Origin of the sequence: Leisingera sp. S232, assembly GCF_049800895.1 — a bacterium.
Classification (GTDB): domain Bacteria; phylum Pseudomonadota; class Alphaproteobacteria; order Rhodobacterales; family Rhodobacteraceae; genus Leisingera.
This window is the reverse complement of record NZ_JBNAFX010000015.1, coordinates 1-16,285: the sequence shown is the minus strand read 5'-3', so window position 1 is coordinate 16,285 and position 16,285 is coordinate 1. Positions and strand designations below refer to the sequence as shown.

Annotated in this window: 17 protein-coding genes; 5 read left to right on the top strand and 12 right to left on the bottom strand. The window is 56.6% G+C overall.

The genetic code is table 11. The annotated features are described in order from the left end of the window. Nucleotides 1-72: 72 nt before the first annotated feature. Nucleotides 73-798 (bottom strand): response regulator, encoded by a 726-nt coding sequence (locus ACP151_RS11025; RefSeq protein WP_039193109.1) that lies wholly within the window; start codon nt 796-798, stop codon nt 73-75. 711 nt (nt 799-1,509) lie between these two features. Between ACP151_RS11025 and ACP151_RS11020 the strand changes: the two genes are divergently transcribed. The 4 genes from ACP151_RS11020 (at nt 1,510) to ACP151_RS11005 (ending at nt 4,901) form a co-directional block, all read left to right on the top strand. Further along, nucleotides 1,510-2,109, top strand: a complete 600-nt coding sequence (locus ACP151_RS11020; RefSeq protein ID WP_039193110.1) for a c-type cytochrome — start codon at nt 1,510-1,512, stop codon at nt 2,107-2,109. Nucleotides 2,110-2,118: 9 nt separating this feature from the next. Beyond that, a complete protein-coding gene (locus ACP151_RS11015) occupies nt 2,119-3,018 on the top strand; it encodes a c-type cytochrome (protein WP_424978952.1) in 900 nt (299 codons plus the stop codon). Beyond that, the gene (locus ACP151_RS11010) at nt 2,999-3,586 is read left to right on the top strand and encodes a c-type cytochrome (protein ID WP_342586310.1); all 588 of its coding nucleotides are present in this window, start codon (nt 2,999-3,001) and stop codon (nt 3,584-3,586) included. Before ACP151_RS11015 ends, ACP151_RS11010 begins: the two co-directional genes overlap by 20 nt. 838 nt (nt 3,587-4,424) lie before the next feature. Beyond that, complete coding sequence (locus ACP151_RS11005; RefSeq protein ID WP_254682972.1) at nt 4,425-4,901, top strand: hypothetical protein; 477 nt, start codon at nt 4,425-4,427, stop codon at nt 4,899-4,901. Nucleotides 4,902-5,215: 314 nt separating this feature from the next. Here the strand turns inward: ACP151_RS11005 and ACP151_RS11000 are convergent, their stop codons facing one another. The 8 genes from ACP151_RS11000 to ACP151_RS10965 form a co-directional block, all read right to left on the bottom strand. Beyond that, nucleotides 5,216-5,482, bottom strand: coding sequence for a hypothetical protein (locus ACP151_RS11000; RefSeq protein WP_123618957.1), 267 nt, complete (start codon nt 5,480-5,482; stop codon nt 5,216-5,218). Between the two features lie 208 nt (nt 5,483-5,690). Further along, nucleotides 5,691-6,113 carry a hypothetical protein gene (locus ACP151_RS10995; protein WP_096873645.1) on the bottom strand — a complete coding sequence of 141 codons (423 nt, stop codon included), beginning with the start codon at nt 6,111-6,113 and terminating at the stop codon, nt 5,691-5,693. Further along, nucleotides 6,106-6,348, bottom strand: coding sequence for a type II toxin-antitoxin system prevent-host-death family antitoxin (locus ACP151_RS10990; RefSeq protein ID WP_096873646.1), 243 nt, complete (start codon nt 6,346-6,348; stop codon nt 6,106-6,108). The genes ACP151_RS10995 and ACP151_RS10990 overlap by 8 nt, the downstream gene beginning before the upstream one ends. Nucleotides 6,349-6,742: 394 nt before the next feature. Next, nucleotides 6,743-7,774, bottom strand: a complete 1,032-nt coding sequence (locus tag ACP151_RS10985) for an IS110 family transposase (RefSeq protein ID WP_424978951.1) — start codon at nt 7,772-7,774, stop codon at nt 6,743-6,745. 143 nt (nt 7,775-7,917) lie between these two features. Next, nucleotides 7,918-8,181, bottom strand: coding sequence for a zinc finger domain-containing protein (locus ACP151_RS10980; RefSeq protein ID WP_303571229.1), 264 nt, complete (start codon nt 8,179-8,181; stop codon nt 7,918-7,920). Next, a complete protein-coding gene (locus ACP151_RS10975; protein WP_192870627.1) occupies nt 8,174-8,806 on the bottom strand; it encodes a hypothetical protein in 633 nt (210 codons plus the stop codon). The genes ACP151_RS10980 and ACP151_RS10975 overlap by 8 nt, the downstream gene beginning before the upstream one ends. 54 nt (nt 8,807-8,860) lie before the next feature. After that, nucleotides 8,861-10,711: a ParB/RepB/Spo0J family partition protein gene (locus tag ACP151_RS10970; RefSeq protein ID WP_424978950.1), complete on the bottom strand. Its 1,851-nt coding sequence runs from the start codon at nt 10,709-10,711 to the stop codon at nt 8,861-8,863. Nucleotides 10,712-10,946: 235 nt separating this feature from the next. Next, entirely contained in the window at nt 10,947-11,315 is a 369-nt protein-coding gene (locus tag ACP151_RS10965) for a DUF3768 domain-containing protein (protein ID WP_254682967.1), read from the bottom strand. 898 nt (nt 11,316-12,213) lie between these two features. On the opposite strand from ACP151_RS10965, the gene ACP151_RS10960 reads away from it, so the two are divergent. Next, nucleotides 12,214-13,635 carry a methyl-accepting chemotaxis protein gene (locus ACP151_RS10960; RefSeq protein ID WP_424978948.1) on the top strand — a complete coding sequence of 474 codons (1,422 nt, stop codon included), beginning with the start codon at nt 12,214-12,216 and terminating at the stop codon, nt 13,633-13,635. A 70-nt stretch (nt 13,636-13,705) separates the two neighbouring features. Here the strand turns inward: ACP151_RS10960 and ACP151_RS10955 are convergent, their stop codons facing one another. The 3 genes from ACP151_RS10955 to ACP151_RS10945 all read right to left on the bottom strand — a co-directional run bounded on the left by ACP151_RS10955 (nt 13,706) and on the right by ACP151_RS10945 (nt 16,080). Continuing rightward, a complete protein-coding gene (locus ACP151_RS10955) occupies nt 13,706-14,563 on the bottom strand; it encodes a delta-class carbonic anhydrase (protein ID WP_424978947.1) in 858 nt (285 codons plus the stop codon). A 207-nt stretch (nt 14,564-14,770) separates the two neighbouring features. Beyond that, nucleotides 14,771-15,052, bottom strand: a complete 282-nt coding sequence (locus ACP151_RS10950; protein ID WP_424978946.1) for a hypothetical protein — start codon at nt 15,050-15,052, stop codon at nt 14,771-14,773. 86 nt (nt 15,053-15,138) lie between these two features. Next, complete coding sequence (locus ACP151_RS10945) at nt 15,139-16,080, bottom strand: IS110 family transposase (protein ID WP_424978945.1); 942 nt, start codon at nt 16,078-16,080, stop codon at nt 15,139-15,141. Nucleotides 16,081-16,285: the final 205 nt, after the last annotated feature.

The window sequence follows — 16,285 nt, the reverse complement described above, 5'->3', positions numbered from 1 at the left end:
CGCCTTGTGCGGCGGCCAGCGCCAGCACGACCAAAAGCACTAACTGCGACCGCAATCTGCGCGGAACAAAACTCATTGATCCAAAACCTCAATATCCACGGACAGGCAGTATCCGCCATTGCGAACCGTGGTAATCAGGCGCGGGCGCAAGGGATCACTCTCTATCTTGCGGCGGAGGCGGCTGATCTGGTTGTCAATTGTCCGATCCATTGGCGCCGCTGCCCGGCCAGCGGTCAGATCCATCAACTGATCGCGGCTCAGTACCAGGCGGTTACGCTCTAGCAGCGCGACTAACAGCTTGAATTCGGAGCCGGTCAAAGCCGTCTCTTGTCCTGCGCTGTCGAGGATCACCCGCCTGTCGCTATCCAAGACCCATTGCCCGAATTTCACACGTTTTCCTGCTAATCGGCCTGCGGGTGGTTCTTCCTTTGCTGTACGGCGCAGGATTGCCCGGATGCGAGCCAGCAGCTCGCGCGGGTTAAAGGGTTTGGCCAAGTAATCGTCTGCACCGGTCTCCAGCCCGGTGATCCGATCGTGCTCCTCGCCCAAGGCGGTCAACAGCAGCACAGGCAATTGCCCTTCTTGAGACAAGCGTTTGCAAACAGACAGCCCGTCCTCACCTGGCATCATCACATCCAGAACAACCAGATCGAAGCTTCCGGAAGTGAGCATCGCATCCATTTCTTCGGCGTCTTTGGCGGCGGAGGACCGCATGCCGTTTTTCTCCAGGTAACGTGTGACCGCAGACCGGATTTCACGGTGATCGTCGACCACCAGAATATGGGGGGTGTTGCTCATACTTGATTGAAATATACGAACACTGCGGCAAGGTTCGAGAGAGATTTGTCGCGAAGTGTATCAGAGGCAGCTTCGCTTGCTTCTCTGCTTGCGCAGTAATGAAAACACTCAGCAGCGAGCGAGCAGTGTGAGGTTATCTACCTTACAGAAGGCTTTCCTGCTTATCTTCGAGTGCATAAATTTAAGCTCCCACATGAACGAGCCGCGTGGTTCAGCAGAGTGAACTGCAACGGTCGGCCGCTTGACCTGGATCGGTAGGAAAGGCATCGTTGTCTGTGTCCGTGAACTTAGCCACGAAAACAGGATAAACTGAGCAGTGCGCCACTTTGGCAGACTAAAAACCGGGTATTTGCTGCTGGCTGCGGGTCTGCTCGTCGCAGTTATCTTCCTGTCTGCAAGTCAGGCAGATGCACACGGGGCTGGCGGCGGAGCGCATATCGCTGTCACTGCTCAGGACACTGATCAAGAACAGGCGGGCAGTAGCCATACTGAACACTGTCATGGCAGTTTGCTCTGTGGTGGCTTTGCTGTTCTCATAGGCAATTGCCTTTCAACGAGGCCGAGCAAGCAAATCTCTCGTGATGATATGCCGATAGCCCTGTTGAGGCCGTTTACGATCACTGGCTTTGATCCGCCGCCTCCCCGTTACCTTTCCTGAGCACTGATCCTGCGCCTTCAAAGCGCAATCTCAAACTATTTCAGGAAAACAAGATGACACTTTCCAAACTGGTTTCCGGCGCCGCATTGGCGTCGCTCATTGCTGTCGCTGCTCATGCCCATAGCGGTGCAACAGGCATCGTAAAGGAACGGATGGATGGCATGGGAGTTATGAAAGACAGCATGAAAGTGCTGGCTCCGATGATGCAGGGAAAAACGGCCTATAATGCAGCGGCAGTCCGCCGGGAAGCCAAAAAAATTGGAGCCCATGCGGGTGAAGTCCTGACGGCGCTCTTTCCGGAGGGTTCAAATGGGCATCCATCTGAAGCCAAGGCTGAGATATGGGCCGATTGGGAAGGTTTTGTCGATCTCGCAGAAAAATTGCAGACCTATTCTGATGGTCTGGCCTCGGCGGCGCAGAACGGGTTGATGATGTCAGAAGCCCAAGGGACGGGCATGATGTCCAACAGCACAATGATGGGATCATCTCATATGGGTTCAGGAAGCATGATGGGCGGCAGCATGATGGGGGGCGGCGCAATGATGGGCGGCAGTTCAAGTGCTGAGGCCCTGTCTCAGATGCCTGCTGACGGTGTGTTCCTAATGCTGAGCCAAACCTGTTCAGCGTGCCATACTCGTTTCCGCGAAGAGTGAATTCGGATTATGAAACGCATGTTTCGTTTTGTCCTTGCCGCGGCAGTTACTGCGTCGGCAGGGCTCGCCGCAGTGGTCGCTTGGCCTATCGGTGTGCCGCTGAGCGAGCTTAACCTCAAGGGAGATGTGAACCGCGGAGCTTATCTGGCCAGAGCGTCTGGTTGTATCGCTTGCCACACCGACTTTTCTAACGGCGGAGCACCTTTGGCGGGTGGAGTAAAGCTAGAAACCCCATTCGGTACTCTGTACTCGCCCAACCTCACATCGGACAGCGAACATGGAATAGGCAATTGGACGGTTGAAGAGTTTGCTCAGGCTGTCCGCCAGGGTGTTTCCCCTGACGGTCAGCCCTATTATCCGGCTTTCATCTACCCGTTTTATAGCAACTTCACGGATCAGGATATTGCTGATCTCTGGGCCGCCTTTCAGACAGTTCCGGCTGTGGCCCAGCCGTCCAGGCAGCAAGAGATGGCATTTCCGTTCAACCAGCGATGGGGGCTGAAGCTCTGGCGCGCTGCGTTTCTTGAACCTCCAAGAACGGAACCTGTCCCTGGGAGCGGTGATGTTTGGAACCGCGGGCGGCTTCTGGTTGAGGGAGCCGCGCATTGTGCGGCGTGCCACACCGGGCGCAATTTGGCCGGAGCCCGGAAAACAGACACAGAGCACTTCAAGGGTAGTGATGCCCTGCCTGGCGGCGGGAAAGCTCCGGCCATCGACTACTTGTCGCTTCAGAAACGCGGCTGGACCGTCGACAGCCTGGCTTACGCACTGCGTACTGGCGTGATGCCGGATGGCGACGCATTTGGCGGAACGATGGGGGAGGTTGTTCTCTATGGAACTGCTTTTCTGACCGAGAACGACCGTAAGGCAATGGCGACCTATCTTCTGGATGATCATTCCGGTGGTTGAAGATTTCGCAGAAAAGCAAGCCCGGCACAGAAAGGAACAATGGCATGAACCTCAATTGTCGTCAGGCCGCAGGTATGAAGACTTGGTTGGACGTTACATGAGAACAATTTCCGCCATAAAGAAGACCGCCTTAGCTGGAGCTTTTGCTTCCTTGGTTGGGGTTGGTTCAACTCAAGCGCAGGTGCAACCGGCCAACGCTGACCTTTCAAGAGGTGAAGAGCTTTATGGCGAACACTGCGCCAGTTGCCACGGCGTGAATCTTGAAGGGCAGGAGGATTGGCAGTCACCTGATGGAGATGGCGTGCTTCGCGCGCCACCGCATGACCGTACAGGTCATACTTGGCACCACGATGATGCCTTGCTGTTCAGCTATACCAAATTTGGGGGGAAAGCCGCACTCTTGAGCATGGGTGTAACGGGAGTCATCAGTGGAATGCCGGGATTCGAGGACACGCTATCCGATCAAGATGTTTGGGACGTTCTAGCTTTCATAAAGTCAACTTGGCCGGAACGCCTACAGGAGGCCCAAAAGCAACGCACGCTAATGGCACAACCCCAAGGAAACTAATGTGAGACTGGTTTTCATGTGTTTACTGACATCCGTTGTTTCACTGTAGGCAAACTGCGTCGCGGTGCCATCATGAAGCAAGATGGCAGTTCAAGGCCGCCTGTGTCGGCCAGAACCAATTGGCTTTGATTGACAGCGGGGCGTCGGTTCCGGCGGTTTAACCCAATTTAGTCATCGCTTGCCTAGCAGCACTTCACAAGCGAAGCCCCTAGCCGGCTTAGGCGCGCTCCTGCCGTCCGCCGCATGTGGCACCAATGTCGGCTTCCTGTGCAAGCTGATGTACTTCGTAACCGATGCTGCAGCGGCAGCGAATGTCCGCTCGGTCCGCTCCACGATGGTCGATCCTGGTTGCGGCGAAAGGACGGTTTGAATTCGGCCCCGCAGACTGGCTTTCGATGGCCGGTCTGGTGACATCGACTGCAACGCAGCGATAGGTGTGCCGCACATGCAAGGGGATGCTGCGTCAGCAAGCCACGCGAGCAAAAGGCGGCAATGTCACGATTGTCGATCCCCATCAATTCAACTTTACGGGCTGTTGTGACCAAGCCAATGTTCACTTGACTAAGAACGCCCCATTACGGAAGGCTGAGCGAAGCGAGGGGATCGCGTCACCCGCAGGGACGAAACAAACATGGGCAGGCGACCATTTGGCCGCGGTTAAAGCTGGCTCGGATGAGACAGATTTCACCGCACCAGGTCAAAGGGAGTTCGCACATGGTTGGTTCGGGTCGGAGGCCGGTCTGCCGGCGTCCGACTAGGGACCGGTCACGCCGCCCAGGCGGCGGGATTTGCCATAGAAATCGCACTCCCAGTCCGGCATAAAACGGGGATGAAACCTTTGAGCGATCTATCCGTTTCCGAGATACTTGCCCTGCACTCCGACACCTTGATTGCCCTCCGCGACCGAGGTGTTGTCAGGTCGGGAAACAATCCTACCGGGGATCTCGCGGAATACCTTTTCTGCAAAACCTTTGGTTGGAAACAGGCCAAAAGATCGGTGAAAGCCTACGACGCCAAGGATTCTGAAAATCGTCGGATCCAGATCAAAGCGCGGCGGCTTACGCCGGAAAGCACGTCGCGGCAATTGTCGGGTTTCCGTTCTCTGTCTGGTTTTGAAATACTGGCAGCGGTGCTGTTGGACGAACAGTACCAGGTGCAGCGCGGCTTGCTGCTGCCAGCTGATGTTGTGAGGCAAAAAGTAAAGCCGGACGGCCACACCAATAGCCATATCCTCAGATTGACAGACGCGCTTTGGGATCTGCCCGAGGCGAAGGACGTAACCAGCGAATTGCAAGCAACGCTTGGAAAGCTGTAAAGTCGTAAGGCGCACGGCCGCAAAGCGGTCCTCCCGCGCGGATGGCACCAGTCCTGGGCGGGCAAGCTCGGGGTTTGCCCATGATCCGCCTAAGAAAAAGAGGCCAACAGAACTCTGCTGACCTCTCTCGTGAGTGGAAGACTTAACCTATGGCCTCAGCCTAACACTAAAGGCTGAAAAGTGCATACGGTAAAACCCGTAATTCGGGCGTTAAATTTCTGATTTTTATAAAAAAAGGCCCTGCCGAAGCAGAGCCAAGTGCCTCCTTCACCACGAAGGAAACAGGGGGAGTGATTAGGTTCTGGTTGTGGGGTCTAACCCCATAGCCGGGTTTCGCGGCGTGCTGCCTCTCCGCGCAGCTCGACGGTCTGCCATACGCAGACGCCGGTAAGAATAAACCCGGCCAGCAACAAAACTGGCGGAGCAGGTTGAACCGCCCCGTTATGGACCATCTGAAAGAAAGGAAAGGCGGCCAAAAGAAAGGTGATTGCCAAGCCTCCGAGGGCACCAATTTTCCACCGGACACTGCGGCTGCGCAGATCGGAAATCATGTCTAGTTCGTGCTGTTGGGCCTGATCCATGCTCGACTCCTTTTGGACAAGCATAGGAGACGGGCGAAGCTTCTGACTAGCCCGTTTCTGCCTCTGGTTTAAAATGTGATCGAGCGCTCACCCTCATGGTTCTCGCCCCGCGAATGCGGTTCCGCGCGAATAGCGCCGGGCGGGCGTGGCAGGGCGCAGTCCTGGCACGCACGTCACTACTGAGCGATAGAGAGTGAGAGGTAAGGCGTCAGTTTCGACTAACGCCCTTTGCCTTTCGCGATTTGATGGCTTCGACCATCTTGCCTTGAACCAGCTTAATGAACATCGAGGAAAACTGACCTTGGTGTGCCCCCGGCTCAAGGTAATAGGTGCGCTTGTACGCCTCGAAATTATATTCGTTGGCAATGACCCATGCCTGAACCGCCGGATCCAACCCAGCCCGCCGCAATTCGGTTTCGGGAACCTTAACCGCGAAGGGGTTGCCTGCTGGGTCCAAGGTCGTCAGCGGCACCAGCATCACAACGTCTTCACCCTCTTTGTTGGTTGTCAGCAGTGATACTGCTGTCGGTCTTTGCTTTGCACCTTCTATGCGCCCGGCATCGGCCTCATGCGACCACAAATAGGGGTAGCGCCAAACCTGTCCGATCTTTGGAGTGTCGCTGTCAGTCATTGTCGATGCTGGCCTGTAGCTCGTTCATAAGGCGCGCGGCCTCGGTATCGTCCAGATCGTCAACATGATGTGCGGACCGGCTATCCTTGCCTTGTCGTAAGGCTTCGAATTCCTCTGTGGACAGGACCACAAAGCGCGGCTTGCCGTGGCGAGCGATGGCGACGGGCTGTTGCGCTGCAAGCGCCAAAACATCGCCGGTCTTGTTGGCGAGTTCAGTTGCAGAAAACTGTCGCATAGTGCCTCCTTTTCGTTTCAGCTAATTTAGCTAATATATAGAATATACAGATTATTCGTTCAATGGGGAAATTAGCTAAAATACCTAAAAAAAAGGCCCTGCCGAAGCAGAGCCAGTTGGTTCCTTCACCACATGTGTGGATGCCTCCGCTTGTGCAAGTGATTTTGTCTGGTCTGGGTCAAGTGATCGGGTGCGGTCATGTGTAAGGCCTCAAATGTGCGGCTCTTCACATGGCCGCGGGCCGGTATGGTAAGTTCGCGGAACAAGTCCAAATCAAGGAAACGCGCTATCTGCGCTTTGTGGTGAACTGGTTTTCCTGTTCCCGATCTGATCGATCATTTGCCCATACTGTTCAAAACCTCCTCACACTCTCAACACCGATAGGGCAGGGCTGCTATGCAGCAACCCCTGCTATCGGATTCCTGTAATCTTCGCCCTTGGTCAACATCGCCCAGATTTGCCGGGCCATTTTGTTTGCCAACGCAATGGCTGCAACCATGCGGGGCTTGCGGTCCAGCTTGTCCTGAAGCCATGGCTCAACCTCACGCGGATGGCGGTGTTTGCTGCCTATCCGCCCCATCGCGCCAATTATCAGCAAGCGCCTGATATCCTTCTGGCCCATTTTGGAAGTTCGCCCAAGGATTTGCTTCCCGCCAGTGGAGCGTTGCAAGGGAACCAGGCCGAGCCAGGCCGAAAAGTTCCGCCCATTGGCGAAACTGGCCATCTCCGGTGCGAAAGAGTCAATCGCAACAGCGGTGATTGGCCCGACGCCGGGGATGGTGCGCAAACGCCGGGTCGTCTCGCTGGCATTTGCCGCGGCCAGGATAGATTTTTCCAGCCCCTTAATCCTCTGCGTCAGTTGCTCAATCTGAGTGGTGAGCTGCTGCCCGATTTCCACGATCTCCGCAGGCAGGCCGTGTCCTTCTTCGCCGATGTAGCTAACCAGCCGTTTGACGTTTTGCACCCCTTTGGGCACGACAACACCAAACTCCGCCAGATGCGCTCGAAAGGCGTTTACGGTTTGAGTGCGCTGATTGACGATCAGCTCTCTCGTGCGAAACAAAGCACTGCGCGCCTGCTGCCCCTGGCTTTTCACCGGCACAAACCGGGTAGTGGCACGGACAGCGGCTTCCGCAATCGCCTCTGCATCAGCCGCATCATTCTTTTGCCGGCGGACAAAGGGTTTAACATACTGTGGCGCAATGAGCTTTGCCTCATGCCCGAAACTTTCCATTTCCCTTGCCCAGAAGTAAGCGCTTCCACACGCCTCCATCGCCACAACACATTTGGGATGTTCAGCCATGAACCGGGGAAACTGCTTGCGCGTCAGTTTCTTTCTGAAAAGGACTGTACCGTCTGCCGCTGCTCCATGAACTTGAAAGACGGACTTTGCCAAATCTACCCCAATTACTGTAACTTCTGACATGGGTGTCTTCTCCTCTGCTTGTGGCTCTGACCACGTATCTTGGCACGTAGATGCCGTCGGGAGGAGGCATCCACTCCATCAAGGAAAACACGTTGTCCAGGAGCGTAGGCCGGGTGCCTGGGCGCGCCCTGGGAAAATCTTGGTCAGATCGGCGCGGATGGCTCCGGCCTTGGCCGGATGCCGACGCGCCCGCGCGGATCGACGGCCCAGCCGTCTCCGACGCGCTCTATACTTGCGTCCGGGCCGTGCTGGTCGATGAACTCCCGGTCAGCCTCAGCCTTTCGGCTGGCGTGAAAATCGCTTGCCATGTGACCACTCGGGCGGCGGCACCAGTTTCCCGGTGCGCGGCGGCAATCCGGGCAACGCACGGCTAGAACGGGGTGCCGGTGGGCGGTAAAATCAGGCATTGCATTCCTCCAATTCTCCAAGGCGCAGGAACAATTCGGACGCCCGTACACGATCTCGCATGGCTTCCGTGCGGTCTTTGTTCGAGGACGCCGCAGCTTGCAGATGATGGTAGGCGGCATGGCGTTCGGCCAACGGATGCGCGTCAGGGTCTTCAGCAATGTCGCGCGCCTTCAGGATCGTCACGAACAACTCGGATGTTGCAAAGAGGCTGCCTTTCCGTGCGCCTGATGCATCTGTGCGAGACAGCGGAAATGGCGGGCGTTTCAGGTCGATCCGGCCAAGGCTGTAGCTGTGCAGAACGCTCAACAGATAGGACGGGTCGGCTGGGTATGGGGCGCAGTCCCATGCCCGCCGAACGGCGCGGCGCTCGTCCTTTGGCATCGAGTCAATCATGCGTCGGGCTTCACGCCATTTCCCGGCCCGTGCGCTCCGGTCCCTGATTTCCTGATCGGACCACGCCCTTGCCCGGTTTTCCATAACCTGATCTTCGCTCGGCTGTTCTTCGGCAATCTGGTCGGCAAAGAGCGGCAGGGCTTCCCGCTCCATGCGCTGCTTGCGGCGCAGAGCGGCCCGCTTTCGCGGTGTGTCGGTGAATGCGTGGCGGGGCCAAGATTTGAAGCGCATTTGTTCAATCTCCTGCGGATGGGGCAGGGCGCGTTAGCGCCCTGCCAGCGGTTTTTATTCCATGCCCTCGGGCAACCATGCGTCGATCTTCGCGGCCTGCTCGTCGGTGACGTTGTGAGCCTTGCGTGTCTCAGCACTGGCGAACAGGCTTTCCAGCTTCTCCGCCTTCTCGCCCTTTTTCAGCTTGGCAAAACTCGTTGCGGTCGGATGATCTTCGGCAAGGTCCAGCAGATCGCGCCAAATCTGGTTCATGTAGGGGCCACCCACACGGCTGAAAAAGTTCGCAGCGGTGGGCATCCAAACTTCGCGGATGCTGGGCTTTGTCTCCTTGGCAATCATCGCCGCCAGCTTCGCATCACCGCCCTGATACTGGGCTGCAAGGAAGCGGGTCAGTTCACCGCGAATATGCTCTGCGCCCTTCTTGCGGAACGCCCGGAACGACGCGCCAAGGTCTTTTGCATCGTACATGTCGCGGGCCGGGTTGGTGGTCAGCCGCTCGTCCAGTTCATAGCCTGCCGCCTCGGTGCTGGGCCAGTTCGGCACATAGCTTTGGGACAGACCGAAAGGATTGGACCACCGCATCTCGTGGCTCAACTGATAGGCCAGAAGGTCAATCATCAAATCCGGATCGCGCAGGATCGCGTGTTGCTGCGCACCCTGAGCAACGCGGTTCAGATCGTCGCGCAGCGCCTGAGAAATCGGAGATTTCGGCGCAGCGGCGGCGGTTGAACCGGCTGACGCTTTGATAACACCCGCCGCAATAGCGTCTTTCTTGTCCTCGGGCCGGATCATTTCGCCAGAGCGCTCTAACACGCCTTGATGGTTCACATAGACGTAAAGACCGGCATGGGATTTCTGTGCCTCGGTGTATTCACCGTCGATGATCTTCTGCAGGTCAGCAAGTTCCGCCTGCCCGTCCTCGTCCAGAACTTCGCCTTCTGCCAGTTCGGCAAGCTCGTCATAGCGCTCGGATTGTTCTTCGGTCAGATCACCACCTTCGCTGTAAATCCGCTCATACTTGCCCAGCTCCATCGTGTAATGGCACAGGTAATGCTCGGTGATGGGTTCGACCCATTTCCAGCCCTCTGCCTGTGCGATTTCGCGGGCCGCATCTTCAAGCGCGACCTGAAAGCAACCATCCAGAATTTCCGGGCTGTCATACAGCTTTTCGTCGGCAAACAGATCACCGCCCATCTTGCCGCCTGCTTCGGTGTAGGCATCATCGCCCACGAACTTCACGCGGCGGTCAGTTGCTTTCACGCTGGCGGGTTTCAGTTGCTTTTTTAGCTGGTGATCAGACCAGTTCTCGCCGCGCACCCGGTCCAGCACAGCAAGGGCGTGGGCCTCGTCGTCACAGATCGTGAAACATGCCGCCATGCTCAGATTGATTTCCTGTGCGGCCAGCGCATCAAGAACCGGCTCCGGCAGATCGGCCAGCGCAAGGCGGCGGTAGACGTGTTTTTCAGTCACGCCGAAGTTCGTAGCGATGGCGCTGACGTCTTTGCCCTCGGCGCGCATTTCGCCAAAGGTGCGGATTTCCAGCGCCGGGGGCAGGTTCTTGCGGACCACGTTTTCCATCTTCGCCCAATCGGCGGCGGTTTCGCGGTCGGGTGCCAGCATCACCAGCGGGTTTGCCAGTTCAGGCCGTACCTTGGCAAAGTCCGGCTTGGTTTCAGCCAGATATTGCAGGGCGCGCAAACGGGTGCCACCGGCAACAATCTCGGCTCCGTCCAAGTCCTCGGTGTATCCAGCAAGGGACTGGATCATGCCTTTTGCCCAGAGGGTTCCTGCTAGGTCTTTGATGTCCTGTTCCGGCACATCTTGACGCGGGTTCATGGGCGACAGGATCAGCTTTGCCAGCGGGAAACGGGCCTCGGTCGCTGTGATTGTCTCGTGTTTGCTCATTGGGTTCATCCTTGTTCGGTGGTGAAGTTTTGTGTTATGGATGCCCCAGCCCTTTTGGGCTGAGGCGAGGGGGCTTAGATTGCCCCGTGCTGGATCAGGAAGCGGCGGCCTATGCCAAAGTGATCGCCCTTCCTGAGAAGCGCCCAAGCCTCGGCAACGCGGCGCTTCATGTTTTCATCGCTCATGTTCTCACCTCCTTTCCGGCGCGGGTTGCGCCTGCGGCTCGTGGCCGTTCTCAGAGGTCTCGGGAAAGCATGATGGTCAGGACACGCCGGGTCATTTCCGGATTGTCGGGCTGATCCGAGCCATAGTGATAATCGACGTCATAGCAGTCGATTTTGAACCACACGGTTTCCCCTTCGATGGTGAATTTTCCCATCGCGTGATCGCCGTAAGGATCAATGTCGGTGTTGAAATCGTCATAGCTGCCGATTGCGGCATAGGCTTTCATGACGAATGTCGGCCCCATCGCGGCGACGCTCTGGGTGTGCAGCCAGCGGCCTGCGTTCTGGGGTGCCGGGAACACTGCGCGGAATGCGTCATTTTGCTGTGCCAGCAGCTTCACGTCTACGCTGTATTCTTCTTCGATAGCGGTCTGGGACATGCCCATCTCCTTCGTGGTGATGCGGTGGCCGATGTGCGCCCGACCTATCCGCGTGAGCTTCGGTTTGTTCCAATGGGTCAAGGAAACGACCCATTGGCCCTGACGCCTGCCACCCGCACCCATCCGCGTTTTTCCCCGGAAGGGAGGGGGGGCGACAAAAAGAGGGGCTGTGCCGAATCCAGGGGCTTTCACACCCGTAGGGCCGGAACACAGTGGAGGACCGGCGCTTGCGCCGGTTGGGGAAGACACTGGATTCGGCTAAAGACACTCGTCGCCCCCCTGACCGCCGGGGAAAAGCAGCGCAGCAGACCGCCAACGGCGGGCTGCGATCATCAATTGCAAAGATGACAGGGCAGGGGTGAGCGCGCTTTAGCGCGTCGATCCCCTGTCCTGGCTAATGGATATATGTGAGCCGCGCGCCCCGCGCGGATCTCGAAACCCTCTTATGCCCGATGATTGTCCAGCGCGGGCAGAGGTCCGACCTTGGGAGGCCGACCCCGCGCCAAAGCAGGTCCGGAACGCAGACCCCAAATAATCGAAGTGACGGCCTTGTGGGCAACCATCGGGCTCCCGCAAAAGCCGAAGCGCAGCTGAGGGAATGACCGTTACCCGAAGGGCGGAGACGGCCTGTTTCGGGCGACCATGCAGCCGCGGCGCAAGCTGGCTCGGAGAGACAGGTTTCGCCGCACCTGGGCTGCAGGGAGAACGGGGCAGGATGGCTCCGGCCTGGTGCCGCCTGCCGGCGCCAGGCTAGAGTATCCGTCTTGCGTCAAGGCTAATTGAAAGGGCTTCTAGAGCCATTTGAACCTCAGCAATCTGCATTAACGGTTTTGGCACAAAGCTTTCGTACGTTCGCAGTTCGAAGGTGTGTGGCCCAGATAGCCTTGGAGTAATCGAGATGTTCTTCAAAAGCAGGAAAACTGCGGATTCAAAACAGCCGGATACGAATGCCATCATTGCTGGCATGGTTGACCGGACACAGGCAACAATTCAGTTCCACCCCGATGGAACAATCATCACAGCCAACCAGAATTTTCTGAACGCACTTGGCTATGATCTCGAAGAGATCCAGGGAAAACATCACTCCATGTTTGTTGCTCCTGAGCTGGTTGCCTCTGAAGAATACAGGACATTCTGGTCCGACCTCGCCAGCGGAAAGGCATTTACGGATCAATTTCCCCGGATGACAAAGTCCGGCGAAACCATCTGGATTCAAGCGACGTATGCGCCTGTCGAGGATGACACCGGCAAGGTCGAACGGGTTGTGAAGGTTGCTTCAGACGTGACCGAGCGCCGCCGCGGGCTGGAAGCAATCGGGGCTGGCCTGAAGGAATTGAGCGAAGGCAACCTTGCCTACAGAATTGAAGCATCCAATCAGCCGGACATTGCAGCCCTTGGAGACGCTTTCAACCATTCTCTGGAGCAGCTTGCCACCACCGTTGGTGCCGTAAAGCAGGTTTCTGCAGCAGTAGGGCGGACATCGGATGAAATCGCCCAGGCCGCCAATGATCTTTCCCAGCGCACCGAAAGCCAGGCTGCAACCCTTGAGGAAACGGCTGCAGCGCTGGAAGAATTGACGGCAACAGTTAAAGCCTCAGCAGACGGCGCACGAAATGTCGAAGAGATCGTGACTGACGCCAAGGCCTCTGCGGAACGCAGCGGCGAAGTTGTAACTAGCGCTGTTGATGCGATGTCAAAAATTGAAAACTCTTCGGAACAAATCTCCAAGATTATCGGTGTGATCGACGACATTGCGTTCCAGACCAACCTGCTAGCTTTGAATGCTGGCGTGGAAGCTGCACGGGCAGGTGAGGCCGGCCGCGGTTTCGCAGTTGTTGCATCGGAAGTCAGAGCACTTGCCCAGCGGTCTTCTGATGCTGCAGGAGAGATCAAGCAGCTGATCAGTGAAAGCAACCAGCAAGTAGGCAATGGTGTGAGCCTCGTCGGAAAATCCGGCCAAGAACTGCAGCAGATTATCAAGAGCGTGGCAACGATTTCAGATCACATCCGTGAAATCGCCACAGGGGCCTCTGAGCAATCGACAGCTTTGAGTGAGATCAACATGGGGGTTTCCCAGCTTGATCAAGTGACGCAGCAGAATGCAGCAATGGTTGAGGAGACATCTGCTGCAAGCCAGATGCTGTCGAACGACGCCAGCCAGCTCACACAGGAGATCTCCAAGTTCAAAGGAGATACAGCTCCGCCCGCAGCGGCTAAATCCTTGCCTCAAGCGCATCCTCCGATGCCAGATGCTGACGCGGCCTTTGATGACTTTGATCAAGAGGTGCTTCCGGCGGCGCAGGGCTGGGATAACTTTTAAACACAAGGTGTCTGCTACGGCAGGTTGGGTAAGAGGAAGCTGAGAAATCGCTCCTCTTACCCGTTTCATCTCAATTGATTGGCGAAAGCAATGCTGGGTTCCGGACCAGGTTCCGGACACCATGCGCATGTGTTTCCGAAAACGGGTTGTCGCCCAGCCAGGCGTCAACTGAATGGATATCAAGCTTGAGAACTTTCGGCCGGACATTCCAGGTAACCTGGAAGGGAGATCCCTTCTCGTTATAGGCCGGGCCCGTGGTTGATCCTGTGTAGGTCACCGGTGCCCCCAAATCGGTCGGCAGGTTTGGAAGCTGGTTCAGCCCGCCAGTTTCCTGGATCCGCGCCAATTCGGTAAAGTCTGCGCCTCCCTCAGAAACAAGGACTGCAACAACAGCTTCCACCCGCAATTGGGGGTTGCTGGTCGCTTCACCAAGGCAGGTGCCCAATCCATTTCCAAGCGTTGCCTGTGCGGTTGAATAAACGAAATGGGCTTCGATTGTGTCGCCAGGCACCAGGTCTCCATGCTCGCTGGCTCCAACCGCTTTGCCGGCAGAAGCTTTCTCGGCTGGTGTCAGTTCTCCGGAGAATTTGTAACCTGTTCCGTATCCATTGCCATCACCATTGCCGGCATAGGTGGTGAACTCTCCACCACGATGCTCAGCGTTCTCATGAAAATGAATATCGCAAAGAGTCATCCCTGTAACAGCTGGCGCCTTGCTGAACACGCGCGGGTTGGTACCTTCCGCCTGTCCAATATCACGCGGTGACTGAGGGCCAAAACCTGTCCCTTCCGTTGCAGCGGCCAAAGAGGCGCGCTGCGCAGCAATAACCTCGTCTGGTACGGGTTCACTGTTCTCCGCAACCGACATTGATGCATCCGCAAAGGCGGCCGCACCCAATGCCAGTGTCCATTGTCTCAAGTTCGTCAATTGGATCAAACTCCTGCGATGAGTTAACGAAACCTAAGTCTACTTCACCTATAAGGAGAGTCGAGATTGGTTCCTCCATCTCATATACTCTAGGCACACCATGATGGGCACCTTCATCTCGCGATGAGGGTGCTCACTTTCGGTTGAAAGCAAAACACTCTGAACCTGTCCTTGAGAAGGAAAGGCCGCTGTCGAACAGGAAAGCCCTTAGCAGTGTTCACGGTCATTCACCCATCTGCGGGTCATGCAGCGGGCCTCATCGGCACTTACCAGATCCGGGTTATGCATCCAGTAGACGTTGCCATTGCCTGAAAAGTAGCCGGCACCGCGGGCAATTGGCTGAGAGTAACCGGCCAGCCGAAGATCAGAAATTATTGCGTCTCCATGATCTTTGAACGCGATTGCACCCAGGCCCTGCTCGTCGTTGACATAACCATCTTCAAGCAGCCTCGTCTTGATGGCCCTGATTTCCTCATCGTCGAAGCTCATCGCGTCTCCAAAATCCTGAAATTCCGCTCGGGAAAATCAATCTAAGCGGTACTGACGCTTAGAATACTGTATTGATCTTTTGGAGGCTAGAGGGCAGGACGCACTTCCCAAGGCCTGTCAGCCTTGATCAGGACATTGGCTAAAACAATCAGCTTACGCATCACCGCTGTTATCGCAACCTTGGCTGGCTTGCCGGCTGCAACAAGCCGTTCATACAGGGCGCGCAGGTCCGGGTTATGACGGGAGGCGACAAGTGCAGGCATATACATAGCGTGCCTCAAGACCGCCCTTCCGCCCTGGATGAAGGACTTTCCCTTCCACTTTCCGGATTCCCGCGTCATCGGCGCAAGGCCTGCCAGGCTGGCAACCTGCGGCGAAGAAAGTGTCCCGATTTCCGGCATCTCCACCAATACGGTGAAGGCAGTAACATCCGAAATGCCAGGAATGCTGATCAGGATTTCCTTCTGCCGCTTCAACTGTCTATCTGCCTCGACAGTGTTACGGATCTCGGCATCCAACTGCTTCACCTGCCGCTCGATCTGGCGCAACTGGGCCGCACACTGGCGTCTCAGCAGGGGGTGGGTCAGCACCTTCTGCCTATTCAGTGTTGCTGTGCGCTCTTTAACCAATCCCCGTCTGAACATCGCCAGCTCACGCAAGATGGCAACCAACTCCCGCTGCGGCTGCTGTGGCTCAAGGTCCAAGGCAAATCCCATCCGTGCCAGCATAGCTGCATCAACCCGATCGGTCTTGGCCAAGACACCAGCGGATTGCGAAAACCGGCGCGCATACAGTGGGTTCACCTTACAAACGGGGATTCCTGCCGTGTGCAAAGCCTGTTCGAATGCTCGATGATAGGAACCTGTCGGTTCGAAGACGACGATCTCCGGCTCCAGCTTCCGAAGCCATCGGATCAGCTTGGGAAAGCTGCCTTTCCTGTTCTGGATCCTCACTTCCTCTCCTGAAGGCAATGCGTGAAGGTCCAAATGGTCTTTTGATATATCCACGCCAATAGTGTGTCTGGTCATCTTTCCCTGTCCTATGCTTGTCATACGGGGCGGGTTCTCCCCCGCGTATCCGTTCAGGCCCCATGGAAATTGACGGGAACGATCCCACTCTAGCACGGTTCCGAGAACCTGCGCGGTCTCGATCCATCCCCGCCACTGCCCGGCATAAATGCCGTGCCAGGCAGTGGCTCCAGTTTGCCATTGGAGCCACGAAATTCATAAGACA

Bases quoted from the DNA above. Each gene is read 5' to 3' on its own strand.
- ACP151_RS10960 (WP_424978948.1), top strand. From the start codon at position 12,214: ATGTTCTTCAAAAGCAGGAAAACTGCGGATTCAAAACAGCCGGATACG.
- ACP151_RS10945 (WP_424978945.1), bottom strand. From the start codon at position 16,080: ATGACCAGACACACTATTGGCGTGGATATATCAAAAGACCATTTGGAC.
- ACP151_RS11010 (WP_342586310.1), top strand. From the start codon at position 2,999: ATGATCATTCCGGTGGTTGAAGATTTCGCAGAAAAGCAAGCCCGGCAC.
- ACP151_RS10995 (WP_096873645.1), bottom strand. From the start codon at position 6,113: ATGACTGACAGCGACACTCCAAAGATCGGACAGGTTTGGCGCTACCCC.
- ACP151_RS10965 (WP_254682967.1), bottom strand. From the start codon at position 11,315: ATGTCCCAGACCGCTATCGAAGAAGAATACAGCGTAGACGTGAAGCTG.
- ACP151_RS10980 (WP_303571229.1), bottom strand. From the start codon at position 8,181: ATGCCTGATTTTACCGCCCACCGGCACCCCGTTCTAGCCGTGCGTTGC.
- ACP151_RS10990 (WP_096873646.1), bottom strand. From the start codon at position 6,348: ATGCGACAGTTTTCTGCAACTGAACTCGCCAACAAGACCGGCGATGTT.
- ACP151_RS10985 (WP_424978951.1), bottom strand. From the start codon at position 7,774: ATGTCAGAAGTTACAGTAATTGGGGTAGATTTGGCAAAGTCCGTCTTT.
- ACP151_RS10975 (WP_192870627.1), bottom strand. From the start codon at position 8,806: ATGCGCTTCAAATCTTGGCCCCGCCACGCATTCACCGACACACCGCGA.
- ACP151_RS11020 (WP_039193110.1), top strand. From the start codon at position 1,510: ATGACACTTTCCAAACTGGTTTCCGGCGCCGCATTGGCGTCGCTCATT.
- ACP151_RS10970 (WP_424978950.1), bottom strand. From the start codon at position 10,711: ATGAGCAAACACGAGACAATCACAGCGACCGAGGCCCGTTTCCCGCTG.
- ACP151_RS11015 (WP_424978952.1), top strand. From the start codon at position 2,119: ATGAAACGCATGTTTCGTTTTGTCCTTGCCGCGGCAGTTACTGCGTCG.
- ACP151_RS11025 (WP_039193109.1), bottom strand. From the start codon at position 798: ATGAGCAACACCCCCCATATTCTGGTGGTCGACGATCACCGTGAAATC.
- ACP151_RS10950 (WP_424978946.1), bottom strand. From the start codon at position 15,052: ATGAGCTTCGACGATGAGGAAATCAGGGCCATCAAGACGAGGCTGCTT.
- ACP151_RS11000 (WP_123618957.1), bottom strand. From the start codon at position 5,482: ATGGATCAGGCCCAACAGCACGAACTAGACATGATTTCCGATCTGCGC.